General features: G+C 70.6%; 14 protein-coding genes. 10 read left to right on the forward strand and 4 right to left on the reverse strand.

All coding sequences use genetic code 11. The features are described 5' to 3' along the window. Positions 1–283 precede the first annotated feature (283 nt). The 5 genes from D7147_RS17720 (at position 284) to D7147_RS17740 (ending at position 6,094) form a co-directional block, all read left to right on the forward strand. Positions 284–1,921, forward strand: coding sequence for a peptide ABC transporter substrate-binding protein (locus D7147_RS17720; protein WP_120679052.1), 1,638 nt, complete (start codon positions 284–286; stop codon positions 1,919–1,921). 138 nt (positions 1,922–2,059) lie between these two features. Then, positions 2,060–2,986 carry an ABC transporter permease gene (locus D7147_RS17725; RefSeq protein WP_120679054.1) on the forward strand — a complete coding sequence of 309 codons (927 nt, stop codon included), beginning with the start codon at positions 2,060–2,062 and terminating at the stop codon, positions 2,984–2,986. 72 nt (positions 2,987–3,058) lie between these two features. Then, the gene (locus D7147_RS17730) at positions 3,059–4,036 is read left to right on the forward strand and encodes an ABC transporter permease (protein ID WP_120679056.1); all 978 of its coding nucleotides are present in this window, start codon (positions 3,059–3,061) and stop codon (positions 4,034–4,036) included. Between the two features lie 26 nt (positions 4,037–4,062). Then, a complete protein-coding gene (locus tag D7147_RS17735) occupies positions 4,063–5,085 on the forward strand; it encodes an ABC transporter ATP-binding protein (RefSeq protein ID WP_120679058.1) in 1,023 nt (340 codons plus the stop codon). Continuing rightward, positions 5,078–6,094 (forward strand): ABC transporter ATP-binding protein, encoded by a 1,017-nt coding sequence (locus D7147_RS17740; RefSeq protein WP_120679060.1) that lies wholly within the window; start codon positions 5,078–5,080, stop codon positions 6,092–6,094. The genes D7147_RS17735 and D7147_RS17740 overlap by 8 nt, the downstream gene beginning before the upstream one ends. A gap of 184 nt (positions 6,095–6,278) precedes the next feature. On the opposite strand, the gene D7147_RS17745 is transcribed toward D7147_RS17740, so the two are convergent. Next, complete coding sequence (locus tag D7147_RS17745; protein ID WP_120679062.1) at positions 6,279–6,683, reverse strand: chorismate mutase; 405 nt, start codon at positions 6,681–6,683, stop codon at positions 6,279–6,281. 340 nt (positions 6,684–7,023) lie between these two features. Here D7147_RS17745 and pcrA point away from each other — a divergent pair, with 340 nt between their 5' ends. Beyond that, complete coding sequence (pcrA, locus tag D7147_RS17750) at positions 7,024–9,423, forward strand: DNA helicase PcrA (RefSeq protein WP_120679064.1); 2,400 nt, start codon at positions 7,024–7,026, stop codon at positions 9,421–9,423. Between the two features lie 91 nt (positions 9,424–9,514). On the opposite strand, the gene D7147_RS17755 is transcribed toward pcrA, so the two are convergent. Both D7147_RS17755 and D7147_RS17760 read right to left on the reverse strand, forming a co-directional pair. Then, the gene (locus tag D7147_RS17755; protein ID WP_120679066.1) at positions 9,515–10,279 is read right to left on the reverse strand and encodes a M23 family metallopeptidase; all 765 of its coding nucleotides are present in this window, start codon (positions 10,277–10,279) and stop codon (positions 9,515–9,517) included. A 264-nt stretch (positions 10,280–10,543) separates the two neighbouring features. Continuing rightward, positions 10,544–11,254 carry a M23 family metallopeptidase gene (locus D7147_RS17760; protein ID WP_120679068.1) on the reverse strand — a complete coding sequence of 237 codons (711 nt, stop codon included), beginning with the start codon at positions 11,252–11,254 and terminating at the stop codon, positions 10,544–10,546. A gap of 465 nt (positions 11,255–11,719) precedes the next feature. Between D7147_RS17760 and D7147_RS17765 the strand changes: the two genes are divergently transcribed. From D7147_RS17765 to D7147_RS17780, 4 genes are all read left to right on the forward strand, one after another. Then, positions 11,720–12,124: a cobalamin B12-binding domain-containing protein gene (locus D7147_RS17765; protein WP_120679070.1), complete on the forward strand. Its 405-nt coding sequence runs from the start codon at positions 11,720–11,722 to the stop codon at positions 12,122–12,124. A gap of 439 nt (positions 12,125–12,563) precedes the next feature. Then, complete coding sequence (sucC, locus tag D7147_RS17770; RefSeq protein WP_120679072.1) at positions 12,564–13,742, forward strand: ADP-forming succinate--CoA ligase subunit beta; 1,179 nt, start codon at positions 12,564–12,566, stop codon at positions 13,740–13,742. Between the two features lie 2 nt (positions 13,743–13,744). Next, on the forward strand, positions 13,745–14,632 hold the full coding sequence (gene sucD, locus D7147_RS17775; protein WP_120679074.1) for a succinate--CoA ligase subunit alpha: 888 nt from the start codon (positions 13,745–13,747) through the stop codon (positions 14,630–14,632). Positions 14,633–14,880: 248 nt separating this feature from the next. Further along, positions 14,881–16,161 carry a cell division protein PerM gene (locus D7147_RS17780; protein WP_120679076.1) on the forward strand — a complete coding sequence of 427 codons (1,281 nt, stop codon included), beginning with the start codon at positions 14,881–14,883 and terminating at the stop codon, positions 16,159–16,161. Between the two features lie 226 nt (positions 16,162–16,387). Here D7147_RS17780 and D7147_RS17785 read toward each other — a convergent pair whose 3' ends face one another. Then, the gene (locus D7147_RS17785) at positions 16,388–16,915 is read right to left on the reverse strand and encodes a DUF4190 domain-containing protein (RefSeq protein WP_120679078.1); all 528 of its coding nucleotides are present in this window, start codon (positions 16,913–16,915) and stop codon (positions 16,388–16,390) included. Positions 16,916–17,030: the final 115 nt, after the last annotated feature.

Raw genomic sequence — 17,030 nt, forward strand, 5'->3', positions numbered from 1 at the left:
GCCGGTTGGTGTCACAGTGGCAGCACCTCGCCTCCCGGTGTGAGGCACCCCGCACGACCTGACCCCCACGCCCACCGCTGAGGACCGCGGCGCCGTGGGGGCGACGCGTGCCCGGTGTCGATCCCGAGCGGGTGGGGCGGCCCGGCGGATCGGTGCACCAGGGGGTGTCCCGAATTCCCAGTGGTGTTCGGCGGTCTGCGGTAACAGGTCGCCGTTGCGTCACCCCCCAAGACGTGCGTGATACCCACGACGGAACCAGGTTAGAAAGAGGAGGCCCCTCGGAATGAGAGTCTCGAAGCGGACGAGCGGCGCGGTTGCGCTGGGCGCAGCGGTCGCGCTCATCGCGTCCGGCTGCTCCGGCAGCGACGACGGCGGCGACGCCGGCAACACCGCAGACGGCGCCATCGTCATCGACGGCACCCAGCCGGAGGTTCCCCTGGTTCCGGCGAACACCACCGAGACCGGTGGTGGCGCGATCATCGACTACCTGTGGACCGGGCTGGTCGAGTACCCGAACAACGGCGGCGCGCCGCAGAACGCCGTTGCCGAGTCGATCGAGACGACCGACTCCAAGGTCTACACGATCAAGATCAAGAAGGGCCTGAAGTTCCACGACGGCTCCGAGGTGAAGGCAGCGAACTTCACCAAGGCCTGGAACTGGGCGGCCTACTCGCCGAACGGCGCGCAGAACTCCAGCTTCTTCGCCGACATCCAGGGCTTCGCCGACGTGCAGTCGGAGGACCCGGACGCCGACGGCCCGCAGAAGGCGCCGCCGCCGAAGGCCAAGGAGCTGACCGGCCTGAAGGTCGTCGACGACTACACCTTCGAGGTCACCCTCGCCGCGCCGACCGCGGTGTTCCCCACCAAGCTCGGCTACAGCGCCTTCGTGCCGCTGCCGGACGTGTTCTTCACCCAGACGCCGGAGGAGTTCGGCAAGAAGCCGGTCGGCAACGGCCCGGTGAAGTTCGTGTCGTGGGAAGACGACGTCTCGATCAAGCTGACGCGCTTCGACGACTACACGCTGCGCGACAAGATGAAGATCAAGGACGTCGACGTCAAGCTCTACCAGGAGGACACGGCGGCGTACAACGACCTCCTCGCTGGCAACCTCGACTTCCAGCAGCAGGTCCCGGTCTCGGCGCTCGCCGGTGACAAGTGGAAGAACGACCTGGGCGAGCGGGCGATCCAGTCGACCACGCCGTCCACGGGCATCATCGCCTTCCCGATGTACGACGCCAAGTTCAAGGACCCGAAGCTGCGTAAGGCCATCTCGCTGGCCGTCAACCGGCAGGAGATCACCGACAAGATCTTCTTCGGCAACCGCACCCCGGCCGACAGCTGGGCCAACCCGCTCACCCCGGGCGCCGTGGCCGGCAACTGCACCGCCTGCCAGTTCAACGCCGACGAGGCCAAGCGGCTCTTCGCGGAGTCCAGCGGCTACCAGGGCGAGATGGTCTTCTACTACAACGCCGACGCCAGCCACAAGGACTGGATGGAGGCCGTTGCGCAGAGCGTGAAGAACGTGCTGGGCATCAACGCCCGGGCCGAGGGCATCCCGACCTTCGCGGTCTTCCGCCAGCAGATCAACGCCCACAAGATGACCGGCCCGTACCGTGCCGGTTGGCAGCAGGACTACCCGGACGTGGAGAACTGGGTCAACCCGCTCTACGTCAAGGGTGGCTCGTCGAACGACGGCCTGTACAGCAACCCGCAGGTCGACACCCTGGCCAAGGAGGCCAGCGGCGCCGCCAACCTCGACGAGGCGCACGCCAAGTTCGCCGAGGCTGTCAAGATCATCGACGCCGATGTCCCGTCGATCCCGGTCTACTTCCAGGGTCAGCAGTCGGGCCACTCGGACAAGATCAAGAAGGTCGAACTGACCAACGTCGGCGAGATCGACATCACCTCCGTCGAGCTCTGATCCGTACGGTCTGACCCAGGTCGGGCTCACCACACCAGGTGAGCCCGACCTGGGGCCGTTCCACGAGGGGTGCACAAGACCCCTCGACGTCACCAGCGTGTCGCTCGCCGACGCGCCCCCTGTCTGGAGGACCACCCCATGGGCCGTTATCTGTTGAGACGGCTGCTCCAACTCGTCCCGGTCTTCATCGGAACGACCTTCCTGATCTACTGGCTGGTCTGGGCCGTACCCGGCGACCCGTTCGCCGGCAAGTGCGGCGAACGGCCGTGCCCGCCGGGATTCGTCGCGATGATGACCGAGAAGTTCCAGCTGGACCAGCCTCTCTACGTGCAGTACGCCACGTACATGAAGAACCTTTTCCAGGGGGACTTCGGCACGACCTTCGGCAACCGCTCGATCAACGAGATCATCGCCACGGCCTACCCGAACACGCTGAAGCTGGCGGTCGTGGCCCTGGCGATCGAGGCGATCATCGGCCTCACCGCCGGTGTCGTGACCGGGCTGCGTCGTAACGGCTTCCTGGACAACCTGGTCCTGATCTCCACGCTCTTCCTGATCGCCCTGCCGATCTTCGTCATCGGCTTCGTGCTCCAGTGGGTGCTCGGTGTTCAGCTGAACATCGTCGAGCCCACCGTGTCGAGCGAAATGCGACTCTCCGAGCTGATAGTGCCCGGCTTCGTACTGGGCAGCATCTCGATGGCATACATCGCCCGGGTGGCCCGTACCAGCATCTCGGAGAACCGTCGCTCCGACTACGTCCGTACCGCGATCGCCAAGGGCCTGCCGATGCGGCGGGTCGTCGGTGTGCACCTGCTGCGCAACTCGCTGATCCCGGTGGTAACCCTGCTCGGCACCGACCTCGGTGCCCTGATGGGCGGCGCCATCGTCACCGAGGGCATCTTCCAGATCAACGGCATCGGCCGGATCGTCTACCGGTCGATCGTCACCAAGGAGAGCGCCACCGTGGTCTCCATCGTGGTGATCCTGGTGCTCGTCTATCTCCTGATGAACCTGCTGGTGGACCTGCTCTACGCCGCCCTGGACCCGAGGATCCGCTATGAGTGAGCGAAGCGAACGAAACATCAACGCCGTGTCCCGGGCCGCTCAGGGCGGCACCGAGCGGAGCGAGGTGGCGGCATGAGTGACCCGACCGCTGCTGCGATCGTCGGCGCGCCGCCATCGCACCAGCCCACCGAGATCGGCGGCCCGACCGACGCCGGGCAGCCCGCGCACGCCAAGCAGGAGAAGCCCCGCGGCCTGCTCGGCGACGCCTGGCGCGACCTGCGGCGCAAGCCGCTCTTCTGGATCTCCGCGGTCTTCATCCTGATCTTCGTCGTGATGGCCGCCTTCCCCTCGCTCTTCACCTCGGCCGACCCGACCGCCGGTGAGCTGAGCCGCAGCCTCGAGAAGCCGTCCGGGCACGCCTGGTTCGGCTACGACATCCAGGGTCGCGACGTCTACGCCCGGACCATCTACGGCGCCAACGCCTCCATCGTGGTGGCGCTGCTCTCGGTCCTCGGCACGCTGCTGATCGGCGGCACCATGGGCATGATCGCCGGCTTCCGTGGCGGCTGGGTGGACGCCCTGCTCTCCCGGATCGCCGACGTCTTCTTCGGCCTGCCGTTCGTGCTCGGCGCGATCGTCATCCTGACCACCTTCAACGGCTCCGGCACCAGCAACAGCGAGTGGGAGGTCAAGGGCCTCGTCATCGCCTCGCTGGTCGTGCTGAGCTGGCCGGTCGTGATGCGGCTGATGCGCTCCTCGGTGCTCGCCACCAAGGAGGCCGACTACATCGTGGCGGCCCGGGCGCTCGGCGCCGGCAACGGCCGGATCATCCTCAAGCACCTGCTGCCGAACACCCTGGCGCCGATCCTGGTGTACGGCACGATCATGGTGGGCTCCTTCATCGGCGCCGAGGCGACGCTCTCCTTCCTGGGCGTCGGGCTGAAGTCGCCGGTGGTCTCCTGGGGCATCATCATCAACGAGGCGCAGGACCTGATCCGGGTCGCCCCGTACCTGCTCTTCTTCCCCGCCGCGTTCCTCGTCGCGGCCGTGCTGAGCTTCGTGATGCTCGGTGAGGCCGTCCGCGAGGCCCTCGATCCGAAACTCCGCTAGGGGAGATTCAGTTGTCCGACATTCTCGTGTCCGAGCAGTCCGCCGCGGGAGCCTCCGGGCGCCCCGCCGGCCGCCTGCTCGAGGTCGACGACCTCCGGGTGGAGTTCCGTACCCGGGACGGCGTCGCCAAGGTCATCAACGGGGTCACGTACCACGTCGACGCGGGGGAGACCCTCGCCGTGCTCGGCGAGTCCGGCTCCGGCAAGAGCGTCACCGCGCAGACCATCATGGGCATCCTCGACACGCCGCCCGGCTTCGTCACCGGCGGGCAGGCGCGCTTCCACGGCAAGGACATGCTCAAGATGTCCTTCGAGGAGCGTCGCCGCATCCGCGGCGAGGGCATCGCGATGATCTTCCAGGACGCGCTCTCCGCGCTGAACCCGGTCTTCACCGTCGGCTTCCAGATCGCCGAGCAGTTCCGGGTCCGGCGCGGCATGAGCCGCTCGGACGCCAAGAAGCGCGCGATCGAGATGCTCGACCAGGTCAAGATCCCGAACGCCAAGGGTCGGTTCAGCAACTATCCGCACCAGTTCTCCGGTGGTATGCGGCAGCGCGCGATGATCGCCATGTCACTCGCGCTCGACCCCGAGGTGCTGATCGCGGACGAGCCGACCACCGCGCTCGACGTGACCGTGCAGGCCCAGATCATGGACCTGCTGGCCGAACTCCAGCGCGAGCGGCAGATGGGCATGATCCTGATCACCCACGACCTCGGCGTGGTCGCCGACGTCGCGGACCGGATCGCGGTCATGTACGCCGGCCGGATCGTCGAGGAAGCCGACGTGTACGACCTGTACGCGAAGCCGGCGCACCCCTACACCCTGGGCCTGCTCAACTCGATCCCGCGGTTGGACGAGAAGGGGCAGGAGCTGCGCACCATCAAGGGCCTCCCGCCGAACCTGATGAACATCCCGCCGGGTTGCCCGTTCAACCCGCGCTGCCCCATGGCGCAGGCGGTCTGCCGGGAGAAGCTGCCGCCGTTGCTGCAGATCGGCGCCGGCCGCGCCAGCGCCTGCCACTTCGCCGAGGAGCTGGTGAACCGTGACTGAGAACATCCTCGAGGTCCGCGACCTGGTCAAGCACTACCCGATCCACCGCGGCGTGGTGTTCAAGAAGACCATCGGTCACGTCAAGGCGGTCGACGGCGTCTCCTTCGAGCTGCGTCAGGGCGAGACGCTGGGCGTGGTCGGCGAGTCCGGCTGCGGCAAGTCGACGCTCGCCCGGGTGCTGATGAACCTGGAGAAGCCGACCGCCGGCAGCGTGCACTACAAGGGGCAGGACATCTCCAAGCTCTCCGGTGGGGCGCTGCGTCGCCTGCGCCGGCAGATCCAGCTGGTGATGCAGGACCCGTACACCTCGCTGAACCCGCGGATGACGGTCGGCGACCTGATCGGCGAGCCGTTCGAGATCCACCCCGAGGTGGCGCCGAAGGGCAGCCGGCGGGGCAAGGTCAAGGAACTCCTCGACCTGGTGGGCCTCAACCCGGAGCACATCAACCGGTACCCGCACCAGTTCTCCGGTGGTCAGCGGCAGCGCATCGGGATCGCCCGGGCGCTCGCCCTGCGTCCGGAGATCATCGTCTGCGACGAGCCGGTGTCGGCGCTGGACGTCTCGATCCAGGCTCAGGTGATGAACCTGCTGGAGAAGCTCCAGGCCGAGTTCGGCCTCTCGTACGTCTTCATCGCGCACGACCTCTCGGTGGTGCGGCACCTGAGTAACCGGGTCGCCGTCATGTACCTCGGCAAGATCGTGGAGGTCGGCACCGAGGACGAGATCTACGAGCGGCCGACCCACCCGTACACCCAGGCGCTGCTCTCCGCGGTGCCGGTGCCGGACCCGACCGTTCGGGAGCACAAGGCGATCATCCGGCTGACCGGTGACGTCCCGTCGCCGGCCAACCCGCCGTCGGGCTGCCGGTTCCGGACCCGGTGCTGGAAGGCGCAGGAGGTGTGCGCCCGCGAGGTGCCGCTGCTGCAGATCCGGTCGGGCTCGGACCACCCGAGCGCCTGCCACTTCGCCGAGAAGCGGGAGATCGTGGCGACCCACGAGGCCGCCTGACGTACCCCTCGAACCGCCTGCCGGTGTCCCCTACACCGGCAGGCGGTTCTCTCTTTCCCACCCCCCGGCCCCCGGGAACTCCGACCCGTTGATCATGGGCTTGACGGGCTGTTCGATCACCGGAACAGCCGTCAACCTCATGATCAACGAGGCGCGGCGGCAGGGGGTGCGGGGTGGGGTGAGGTCAGAGCGGGCCGCGGCCGGCGCGTAGCAGCAGCAGCGCGAGTTGGGTGCCGTCGGGGCCGAGCGCCGCCCGGAAGTGCTCCAGGATCTCGCGCTCGCGGGAGAGCACCAGCCGGGTGCCACCGGAGGCCCGCCGCATGGCGCCGACCTCCTGGGAGAGGCCCGCCCGCTCCTGCCAGAGCCCGATGATCGCCTGGTCGATCTCGTCGATCCGGGTGCGGATCTCCCGGATCCGAGCCGCCGTCATCGGCTCCTGCGTGCCGGCGTCCAGCACCCGACCCGAGGCCCGCCCGGCCCCCGAACTCTCCGCCGCGTCCGCGGAGGCCGGCGGGCCGCCCGCCGACTCGTCGGGCTCCTCGTCGCCGCCCCGCACCGAGCCGCCGTTCTGCTGCACCACGTCTGTCATCTTCGCCTTATCCCTCGGACGTCGTGCCCCGGTGGTCGGAACCCGGGAACGAGAAAGCCCCGGGCTCCAGAAGCCCGGGGCGTTTCGCAGGTCTGTCGTTCAGGCGCGACCTACGGCTGCCGGACTCCCGGTGCCGTAGTAAAAGTAGTAGCGCTGAGCGAACACGTCGTCGAGTATGCCCACGTCGCAGGCCGGGGCGCAAGGATTCCCACCAGCCGGACCGCGGCCGGGCGACCGGCCGGGTCCGGCGTCGCGAGCGCCGAACCGCCACCTTCCCGTCGGAGCGGTCGGGCGTGCGCGGTCGGGGAGTGTCCGGCCGGCGGCATAGACTCGCCGTGCGATGCATCCTCTCTTCGACATCCCCGCGTCCCCGCCCGCGCCGGAGCCGGCCCGCCCGCACCGACCCGGGCCCGCCGGTCGCCGCCTCGACCCCCAGGAACTGCTCACCGGGCTGAACGGGCCGCAGCGCGACGCGGTCACCCACTCCGGCTCGCCCCTGCTGATCGTGGCGGGCGCCGGCTCCGGCAAGACCCGGGTGCTCACCCACCGGATCGCCCACCTGCTCGCCGCGCGGGACGTGCACCCGGGGGAGATCATCGCGATCACCTTCACCAACAAGGCCGCCGGCGAGATGAAGGAGCGGGTCGCCGCCCTGGTCGGCCCGCGGGCCCGGCTCATGTGGGTGTCGACCTTCCACTCCGCGTGCGTACGGATCCTGCGCGCCGAGCACGAGCACGCCGGGCTCAAGTCCACCTTCTCGATCTACGACGCGGACGACTCCCGTCGGCTGATGCAGTTGGTCACCCGGGAACTCGACCTCGACCCGAAGCGCTACCCGGCGCGTGGGCTCGCGGCCCAGGTCTCCAACCTGAAGAACGAGCTGGTCGACCCGGAGGAGTTCGCGACGCGGGCGAAGGGGCCCAACGAGCGGGCGCTCGCCGAGGCCTACACGCTCTACCAGCGTCGGCTGCGCGAGGCCCACGCGCTCGACTTCGACGACCTGATCATGACGACGGTGCACCTGTTCCAGTCGCACCCGCACGTCGCGGAGACCTACCGCCGCCGCTTCCGGCACGTGCTGGTCGACGAGTACCAGGACACCAACCACGCCCAGTACGTGCTGATCAAGGAGTTGGTCTCGGGTACCGAGGGGCTGGCGCCGGCCGAGCTCTGCGTGGTCGGTGACGCCGACCAGTCGATCTACGCGTTCCGGGGCGCGACCATCCGCAACATCCTCGAGTTCGAGCGGGACTACCCCGACGCCCGGACGATCCTGCTGGAGCAGAACTACCGCTCCACCCAGACCATCCTCAACGCCGCCAACGCGGTCATCGACCGGAACACCTCCCGGAAGCCCAAGCGGCTGTGGAGCGACGCGGGGCACGGCGAGCAGATCGTCGGCTACGTCGCCGACACCGAGCACGCCGAGGCGGACTGGGTGGCCCGGGAGATCGACCGGCTCGTCGACGACGCCGACATCCGCCCCGGCGACGTGGCGGTCTTCTACCGGACCAACGCCCAGTCCCGCGTCTTCGAGGAGGTGTTCATCCGGGTCGGCCTGCCGTACAAGGTGGTCGGCGGGGTGCGCTTCTACGAGCGCAAGGAGGTCCGCGACGCGCTGGCCTACCTGCGTGCCGTGGTCAACGACGACGACACGGTCAGCCTGCGCCGGGTCCTGAACACCCCGCGTCGGGGGATCGGCGACCGGGCGGAGGCGTGCGTCGAGGCGCTCGCCGGCCGGGACCGGATCTCCTTCGGCGCGGCGCTGCGCCGGGCCAAGGAGGCTCCGGGCATCTCCACCCGCGCCGCGAACAGCATCGCCGACTTCGTCGCCCTGCTCGACGGTGCCCGCGAGCTGGCCGAGACCGGCACCCCGGAGGAGGTGCTGGAGGCGCTGCTGACCCGCTCGGGCTACCTGAGCGAGCTGGAGGAGAGCATCGACCCGCAGGACGCCGGGCGGGTCGACAACCTCCAGGAACTGGTGAGCGTCGCCCGGGAGTACACCGAGCGGATCGAGGCGACCGGTGAGGAGGGGGAGCGGGCCACCCTGGCGGGCTTCCTCGAACAGGTCGCGCTCGTCGCCGACGCCGACCAGGTGCCCACCGACGACCCGGAGCATCAGGGTGTGGTCACCCTGATGACGCTGCACACCGCGAAGGGGCTGGAGTTCCCGGTGGTCTTCCTGACCGGCCTGGAGGACGGCGTCTTCCCGCACCTGCGCTCGCTCGGTGACACCCGCGAGTTGGAGGAGGAGCGGCGGCTGGCGTACGTCGGGATCACCCGGGCCCGGCAGCGCCTCTACCTCTCCCGCGCGGTGACCCGTTCGGCCTGGGGGCAGCCGGCCTACAATCCGCCGTCGCGGTTCCTCGAAGAGCTGCCGCCGGAACTGGTGCGCTGGGAGCGCACCGAGGGGTCGTACACCTCGTGGGCCGGTGGGGGAGGCGGCGTCGGCGGCCGCGCGGACCGCGCGCCCGGCGGGCGCGGCGGCTTCACCGGTGGTACGCCGAAGGCGGCTCAGCTGGCGCGGCGGCTCGGCGTGGACGCCAGCCGGCTGAGCACGGCGAGCGAGCTGCCGCAGGCGCCGAAGGTGGCCGCCGGCGACCGGGTCAACCACCAGCGTTACGGGCTGGGGCGAGTGCTCGTCGTCGAGGGGCAGGGCCCCAGCGCCCGCGCGCAGATCGACTTCGGCGATCAGACGCTCTGGCTGGTGCTGCGGCACGCCCCGATCGACAAGATCTGACCGGGCCGGTTCGGCCGACCACGGGCTGACGAAACAGGCCGGAAGCCCGGCCCGGCCTACTCGCCGGACCGGGCTCCGCGCCGCCGTGTTCTCAGCAGTTCACGTCGATGCCCCGAGCGCGCAGGAAGGGCGCCGGGTCGATCTGGTTCCACATCTGACCCTGGTGCACCTCGAAGTGCAGGTGCGGGCCGGTCGCGTCGCCGGTCGCGCCCTCGTAGCCGATGACCTGGCCGGCGGTGACCTTGTCGCCGACGCTGACGACGAGCCGGCTCTGGTGCGCGTAGTGGGTCAGGTAGCCGTTGCCGTGGTCGATGAAGACCGAGTTGCCGTACCCGTCGCCGGCGTCTCCCGCCTTGACCACGGTGCCGCCGAAGGCGGCGTGGATCGGGGTGCCGGCGGGCATGGCGAAGTCGATGCCCTGGTGCTGGGTGCCCCAACGGGGACCGAAGCACGAGGTGATCGTCGCGCCCTTCATCGGGATGACCCAGGTGGGCTTCGGCTTCGCGGTCTTCTTCGGCTTCGGCTTCGCCTTCGTGGTGGCGGGCTTGGTCGAGGGCGACGGGCTGACCGTCGTGGCGCTCGGTGCGGGGCTCGCCGACGGCGGGACCGGGACGCTGGAGGAGCGCACGGAGCGGTCGGCGCGGGCGGCGGCCTCGGAGCGGGCCTGGGCGTCGAGCGAGACCGGGGCCGGAGTGGGGTCGTCCCCGGTCGTGACGATCGCGGCGCCGGCCACGCCGAGCCCGACCAGGGCGACCGCCCCGACCACGAGCAGCCGGACCCGACCGGCCGGCCGCCGGTGCTGGACGACGTCCGCCTCGGTGGGCTGCTCGTTCTGGGTGGTGCTGTCTTCCTGCACGGGTGGACCTTCGGGTGTCGAGGGGCTGGGACCCGACCGATCCTGGTGACCTGCGGCGCGGTGTCGACCGACGGGGCGGACCGCACCGCCCGTCGTCCCGCCCCACCCTGCCCGGATACGTCCTGGTCCGGGCGGTCTGACCCGCTAAGTGATCATGGGTTCCGGTGTCGCCGGCCACACTCCGACGTGTGAGCCAGGTTACTTCCGGTGAAAAGAAACCGCCCGGATCAGCCGATCCGGGCGGTCAACGGTCGATACGCAGCGTCAGGAAGCGGCTACGTCGTTGTAGTAAGCCTCGACTTGTAGCTCGATGTCCACTCCGCGTTCCTTGAGGAACGGCTTCGGGTCGATCGGCTCGCCCTTGACATGGAGCTCGAGATGCAGGTGCGAGCCGTAGGCGTGGCCCGTCATGCCGATCAACCCGAGCTGGTCGCCGGCCTTGACCTGCTGGCCCTCCCGCACGTTCAGGGCGGAGGAGTGGCCGTAGATCGCCTCGCTGCCGTCGGAGTGCTTGACGATCACCGCGTTGCCGTAGCCACCGAACCAGCCGGCCTTGGTGACCGTGCCGTCGTGGATCGCGACGTACGGGGTGCCCTCGGGCGCGACCAGGTCGACGCCGGTGTGCAGCTTGCCCCAGCGCTCCCCGTAGGACGACTCGAGGTCGTAGCCCTGGAAGGGGAGGAGCCAGACGTCGGACTCGGCGGAGGCTTCCTGTCGGTCGTTGCCGCGGGAGGCGACGTCGGCGGATTCGGCACGGGCCGCCGCGTCCTGACTGGTCACCGCGGCCTGGCGGACCTCGTCCAGGGCCGCCTGGTTGATGTCCTTGGCGTCGGGCAGGGCGCTCGCGCCGAGCGCGACGACACCGGCGCCGACGAAGGCGGTGGTGACGACGGCGGCGTAGCGGCTCCGAGGTGGGGTGGGTACGCGGCGGCGGCCGCGATATCTATCGGGCTCAGACGACAGGCGCTGGCGCACGCACACCCTCCGTTGTCGGGGTACCGAAGCAGCCGCTGGACATTCGGTGACGCTCAGGTGAACGTCCGCCGGCTGCGTCGTCACCCGTCCATGGACTCGATGACAACCGTGGACACGTTAGCCAACCGCCACACGAGTCACAAGCCAAAGCGCCGAATCGGCGCGTCAATCTGTCCGCTTGCGTCCGGTATTGCGCCCCCTTGCGTCGCTGTTCGATGAGCCGATAACTGTCCGTTCGTCGCCGAGCGTGACCGGTACGGCGGAGTCGTCCGGCTTGACGACAACCGGCCGACCGTGCCGCCGCCCGACCGGCACCCTGCTCGGGCCCGGTGACCAAGGAGTCCTCGCCCGTGCCCCGTCCACCCCGCCCCACCGAGGACTCCGGCCCGGATTTCCGGACCCCCCGCGCCCGGGTTACCGTTCGTTCAGGTGAATGGCCGCGGAGCCGGTGAAAGGTGTGCGCTGATGAGCTCTCGTATTCGGGTCGTCGTCGCAAAGCCAGGTCTGGACGGCCACGACCGAGGCGCGAAGGTGGTCGCCCGGGCCCTGCGGGACGCGGGTATGGAGGTCATCTACACCGGCCTGCACCAGACCCCCGAGCAGATCGTCGAGACGGCAATCCAGGAGGACGCCGACGCGGTCGGGCTCTCCGTGCTCTCCGGCGCGCACATGACTCTTTTCCGCCGGGTGCTCGAGCTGCTCGCCGAGCGCGACGCCGGCGACATCGTGGTCTTCGGGGGCGGCATCATCCCCGACGGCGACATCCCCGAGCTGGAGCGACTGGGCGTCGCCAAGATCTTCACGCCGGGCGCGACCACCACGTCGATCGTGGAATGGGTGCGACAGAACGTCGCCCAGCCCGTCAGCTGACCTCGCCGGCGGGAGCCCGCGAGGGCCGCGAGCGCCGGGGTCGGCAGTTTCCGGAGACGGGGGAGGGGCCGGACGCACCCCTCACACGTCCGGCCCCTCTATGCACGATGCCCCGCCGCCACCCCTCGACCGACAGGGCATCGGCCGTCTCCCGTCATCGCGCTGATCAGCGCTCCGACACCTGACTCAACGACGTCCCGACGGAGGGGTTACGCACTCCCGGCAACATCGCCCGGACGACTGAATACGCGGCGAGAGGCACCGCCGCGGCGCGGTTGTGCATTACCGCACACCGCGCACCCGCTCGGTTGCCGCCGGTGCCCACCTCGCTAGGCTGCGCCCAATGGCCTGTTTCAACTGATGGCAGGCGTCAAACTGTTTTCTGAACGCTGGTGGCGGCGCGACGGCGCGCCGCGGAGACGGGACGGGACGCGCAATCGTGGACCTGTACGAGTACCAGGGGCGGGACCTGTTCGAGCGGCACGGTTTGCCCGTGCTCGCCGGCGGCGTCGCCACTACCCCGGAGGAGGCCCGCGCGATCGCCGAGCGCCTCGGCGGCCGGGTGGTCGTCAAGGCGCAGGTGAAGGTCGGCGGCCGGGGTAAGGCCGGCGGCGTGAAGCTGGCCGAGGGCGCGGAGGAGACGGTGGCCCGCGCCACCGACATCCTCGGCATGGACATCAAGGGGCACACCGTCCACAAGGTCATGATCACCGTGACCGCGGACGTGGCCGAGGAGTACTACTTCTCCTACCTGCTCGACCGGGCGAACCGCACCTTCCTCTGCATCGCCAGCGTGGCCGGCGGCATGGACATCGAGCAGGTCGCCGCCGAGACCCCGGACAAGGTCGTCAAGGCCCCGATCGACGCCGTCAAGGGTGTGGACGAGGCGAAGGCCCGCGAGATCGTCGCCGCCGCCGGCTTCCCGGCCGAGGTCGCCGACCAGGTCGTCGAGGTCGCGGTCGGCCTGTGGCAGGCGTTCGTCGCCGAGGACGCCACCCTGGTCGAGGTGAACCCGCTGGCCAAGACCGGCGAGGGCAAGCTGCTGCTGCTCGACGCCAAGATCAGCCTGGACGAGAACGCCGGGTTCCGGCACCCCGACCACGAGGGGCTGGTCGACCAGGCCGCGGTGGACCCGCTGGAGCAGGCCGCCAAGGAGAAGGACCTCAACTACGTCAAGCTCGACGGCGAGGTCGGCATCATCGGCAACGGCGCGGGTCTGGTCATGTCGACCCTCGACGTGGTCGCGTACGCCGGGGAGCGGCACGGCGGCGTCAAGCCGGCCAACTTCCTCGACATCGGCGGCGGCGCGAGCGCCGCGGTGATGGCGAACGGCCTGGAGATCGTCCTCTCCGACCCGTCGGTGAAGAGCGTCTTCGTCAACGTCTTCGGTGGCATCACCGCCTGCGACGCGGTCGCCAACGGCATCGTGCAGGCGCTCGCCCTCCTCGAGCAGCGTGGTGAGAAGGTCACCAAGCCGCTCGTCGTCCGGCTCGACGGCAACAACGCCGAGGCCGGTCGGGCGATCCTCGACGACGCGAACAACCCGCTGATCGAGCGGGTCGACACCATGGATGGCGCGGCCGAGCGGGCCGCCGAGCTGGCCGCTGCGGGAGTCTGATCATGGCAATCTGGCTGACCAAGGACTCGAAGGTCATCGTGCAGGGGATGACCGGTTCCGAGGGTTCCAAGCACACCAAGCGGATGCTCGCGGCCGGCACCAACGTCGTCGGTGGCGTGAACCCGCGCAAGGCGGGCCAGTCCGTCGACTTCGACGGCACCGCCCTTCCGGTCTTCGCCTCCGTCGCGGACGCGATGAAGGAGACCGGCGCGGACGTCACGGTGATCTTCGTTCCGCCGCAGTTCACCAAGGGCGCGGTGATCGAGGCGATCGACGCCGGGATCGAGCTCGCCGTGGTGATCACCGAGGGCGTGCCGGTGCACGACACCGCCGCGTTCTGGGCGTACAACGTGGCGAAGGGCGAGCGGACCCGGATCATCGGGCCGAACTGCCCCGGCATCGCCTCCCCGGGCGCCTCCAACGCCGGCATCATCCCGGCCGACATCACCGGCTCCGGCCGCATCGGCCTGGTCAGCAAGAGCGGCACGCTGACCTACCAGATGATGTACGAGCTGCGCGACATCGGCTTCTCGACCTGCGTGGGCATCGGTGGTGACCCGATCATCGGCACCACCCACATCGACGCCCTCGCCGCCTTCGAGGCCGACCCGGAGACCGACGCGATCGTGATGATCGGTGAGATCGGTGGCGACGCCGAGGAGCGGGCCGCCGAGTTCATCAAGGCCAACGTGACCAAGCCGGTGGTCGGCTACATCGCCGGCTTCACCGCCCCGCCCGGCAAGACCATGGGCCACGCGGGCGCGATCATCTCCGGCTCCGCCGGCACCGCCGACGCGAAGAAGGCGGCCCTGGAGGCGGTCGGCGTCAAGGTCGGCAAGACGCCGACCGAGACCGCCCGCCTGATGCGGGAGATCATGTCCGCCAACTGAGCGGAGCACCTGGTGAGGGGGTCGACCGGAACGGTCGGCCCCCTCAGCCTTCTCCGGACGGCACCGATCGGCACCGGCGGCGTGCTCCCGAGCGCCCGGCGGCCCAGCCACCGAGGCGGCCCGCCCGGCCGGCCGACACACCCGCCCTCGACCCGGTGCCCGAGCGTCGGCGCGGCCGGAGACTCGCGAACCACACCGGGGCGGTATCGGACTGCCGTCGGGGACGCGACGTGCCAGAGTAGACCCCGATGTCCTCCGACACCCCTGAGCAGACACGCCGTTCCGGTGCGGTCGCCGCTGCCGACGAACGGCCGGCCGACCGTGCCGCCGGCAGGCGGGTGCCGGCACCGCGCTCCGACGGGTCGCCCCGAACCCGGGCACCGCTGGCGGTGGCCGCCGCGGTGGCCGCCGTCGGGGCCGCGCTCACCTCGTACCTGCCGGTCGCGGTCGTGCTGGGCCTGGCGCAACTCACCGAGGACGCCGGCTCGCCGACCGGCGCCCTCCGGGCCGGGCTGACCGGCTGGCTGCTCGGGCACGGCGTGCCGCTGCGGACCGACGCCGGGCCGATCGGGCTCGCCCCGCTGGCGCTCACCGCCCTGGTGGTCTGGCGGCTGGCCCGCGCGGGTGTCCATGTCAGCCGCGCGACCGGTGCCCGCGGCGGTCGGTCGCCGCGCCAGGCGCTCGTCTCGGCCGGCGCGGTCGGCGCCGGCTACGCGCTGCTCGGCGTCCTCGCCGCCCTGCTCACCGGCGGAGCCGCCGCACCGCTTCGCGCGGGGGTGAGCCTCGCCCTGCTGGGCACGCTCGCCGCGCTGGTCGGCGCCGTGCGGATCACCGGGGTCGCCCGGCTCTTCGCCGAACGCGCTCCGGCGGTGCTGCGCGACGGGGTCCGCACGGGCCTGGTCGCCGGGCTGCTGCTGCTCGCCGCAGGGGCCGGCGCGGCCGGGCTGGCGGTGGCGACAGGTGGCGGCGACGCGGCCGACATGATCGGGGCCTACCGGACCGGAGTCGCCGGTCAGGCGGGGATCATCCTGGTCAGCCTCGCGTACGCGCCCAACGCCATGATCTGGACGACGAGTTACCTGCTCGGTCCCGGGTTCGCGGTCGGCGCCGACACCGCCGTACGCACCAGCGAGGTCTCCGTGGGCGCGCTGCCGGCGGTGCCTCTGCTCGCCGGGCTGCCGCGCGGCCCGATGGACGGGCTCGGCGCGGGCCTGCTCGCGGTGCCGGTGCTGGCCGGGATGGCGGCCGGTTGGCTGCTCGCCCGCCGCGTGCTCCGGCTCGCGGCCGAGGAGCGCACGCCGTCCGGGTGGGGTTCGCTGCTCGGGCCGGCGGCGATCGCCGGTCCGGTGGCCGGCGTCCTGCTCGGCGTGGCGGCGGCGCTCTCCGGCGGGCCGCTCGGGGGTGGCCGGCTCGCGGAGATGGGTCCGGTCGCCTGGCAGGTGGGGGCGGTGACCACGGCGGTGGTCGCGGCGAGCGCGCTGCTCGGCGCCGCGGCGACGCGCGTCCTCACCCGCCCCGCCGCCCGCTGACCGGCCGCGCCCGGCGGGGCGTCGCCCCGGTCAGCGGCAGCACCGAGTGCAGCCGCCCGGAGGAGAGCAGCGGTCACCCACGCCGACGTGGCGCGGCCCTCATCCGGATCCATGACGCCGCGGTTCGGTCACGTCGCGGGCCTGGCCGGGGCGCCGGCGGGTCGCGGCGTGAACGACGAGGGGGCGTTCCGCCGCACGCGGAACGCCCCCTTCGCTCAGCCGCCGGTCAGGGCTCGGTCGGCAGGCTCACGTTCGCGATGACGCCGAGGATGATCACCAGGATGCCCAGGACCACAGCGACGGCACCGCAGATCAGACCGGCCTTCGCCTGCCCGCCGTTGCTCGCCTGCCCCTGGTCGGCCTTCTGCTTGGCCAGGTAACCGGTGATGATGCCGGCGATGCCGACGGGGATGCCGAGGTAGAAGCAGCACACCAGCGGGATGGCCGCGATGCCGAGGATCATCGACACCAGGCCGAGCGTGTTGTTCTGGCCCGACGGCTGCGGGTAGCCGGCGTTCGGGTACGTCGGCGCCCCGCCGTACGGCTGCTGCTGGCCGTAGGGGTCCTGGTACGGCTGGCCGTACGGGGGCTGCGGGTTCTGGGGGTTCTGCGGCTGGCCGTACGGCTGGCCGGGGGTGGGCTGCTGCCCGTAGGGAGCGGCCGGCGGCGGGCTGTACGGATCGTGCGGCTGGGCGGTCGGATCCTGGTTGGGCTGCTGGCCGTGGGGGTCCTGACCGGGGTAACCGGGCTGCATTCGACGAGGCTCCTTGGCTGTGTCCGTCGGTTCGTGTCGGTGTTGCTACTCATGATCGCGCCGATGTCCCGGGCACGCACCACCCCCAACACGTGATGCCGGTGATCCGGGTTCA

The sequence above is a fragment of the Micromonospora musae genome (genome assembly GCF_003626545.1).
Classification (GTDB): domain Bacteria; phylum Actinomycetota; class Actinomycetes; order Mycobacteriales; family Micromonosporaceae; genus Micromonospora; species Micromonospora musae.